This is a genomic window from Pluralibacter gergoviae ATCC 33028 = NBRC 105706 (genome assembly GCF_001598855.1).
Taxonomy (GTDB): domain Bacteria; phylum Pseudomonadota; class Gammaproteobacteria; order Enterobacterales; family Enterobacteriaceae; genus Pluralibacter; species Pluralibacter gergoviae.
Window position 1 is genome coordinate 1 of the sequence record NZ_BCZS01000084.1, and the last position, 1,313, is coordinate 1,313.

Annotated in this window: 1 protein-coding gene; it reads left to right on the plus strand. The window is 53.1% G+C overall.

Features of this window, described 5'->3' with window-relative positions; genetic code table 11:
- Positions 1-72 precede the first annotated feature (72 nt).
- Positions 73-1,281: an IS256 family transposase gene (locus tag ENGE1_RS26180; RefSeq protein WP_015344990.1), complete on the plus strand. Its 1,209-nt coding sequence runs from the start codon at positions 73-75 to the stop codon at positions 1,279-1,281.
- Positions 1,282-1,313 lie beyond the last annotated feature (32 nt).

The following is a 1,313-nucleotide window of genomic DNA, read 5'->3' on the forward strand; positions in this document are numbered from 1 at the left end:
GAGCCTGTACATAAATTTGTGTAATTGCCTGATTTTGATATGTTCAATTCAACATCACAGGCAGGTTACTTTATGGACGAAAAACAGTTGCAGGCTCTGGCTAATGAACTGGCCAAAAATCTCAAAACTCCCGACGATCTCAGCCAGTTCGATCGCCTGCTGAAGAAAATCAGCGTTGAGGCGGCCCTCAATGCCGAGATGTCTCACCATCTGGGCTACGATAAAAATCAGCCTAAACCGGGCTCCAACACCCGCAATGGCTACTCAACAAAGACCGTAGCCACTGCGGATGGTCCACTTGAACTGCGTACTCCCCGGGATCGCGAAGCCACCTTTGAACCCCAGTTGCTGAAGAAAAACCAGACCCGTATTACCGGGATGGATAACCAGATTTTATCCCTGTACGCCAAAGGGATGACCACCCGCGAGATAGCGGCTGCGTTCAAAGAGATGTACGACGCGGATGTCTCGCCGGCGCTGGTCTCAAAAGTCACTGACGCCGTCATGGAGCAGGTTGTTGAGTGGCAAAACCGGCCACTGGATGCCATCTATCCTATTGTTTACCTTGACTGTATTGTCCTTAAGGTCCGGCAGGACAGTCGCGTCATCAATAAATCCGTGTTTCTGGCTCTGGGCATCAACATCGAAGGCCAGAAAGAACTGCTGGGTATGTGGCTGGCCGAAAATGAAGGCGCGAAGTTCTGGCTGAATGTGCTGACAGAACTGAAGAATCGCGGCCTGAACGACATCCTCATCGCCTGCGTCGACGGACTGAAAGGCTTCCCGGACGCCATAAACGCGGTATATCCGGAGGCCCGCATCCAGCTGTGCATCGTACATATGGTGCGCAACAGCCTGCGGTTCGTCTCCTGGAAAGATTACAAGGCCGTTACCCGCGATTTGAAGGCGATTTACCAGGCGCCGACGGAAGAAGCAGGTCTGCAGGCACTGGAAGTGTTCGCCAGCGCCTGGGACAGCCGCTATCCGCAGATAAGCCGGAGCTGGACGGCAAACTGGTTAAACCTTGCGACGTTTTTCGGCTACCCGGCAGATATCCGCAAAGTCATCTACACCACCAACGCCATTGAATCACTGAACAGCGTGATCAGGCATGCAATCAAAAAGCGCAAGGTGTTCCCGACGGACGAGTCAGTGAAAAAGGTCGTGTGGCTGGCAATCCAGGCCGCCTCACAAAAATGGACGATGCCGCTGAGGGACTGGCGCATGGCAATGAGCCGTTTTATCATCGAGTTCGGTGACCGCCTCGACGGTCACTTCTGAGAAAAGGCATTTACACAGAATGGTGTACAGGC

Coding starts and splice junctions, on each gene's coding strand:
- ENGE1_RS26180 (WP_015344990.1), top strand. CDS start 73: ATGGACGAAAAACAGTTGCAGGCTCTGGCTAATGAACTGGCCAAAAAT.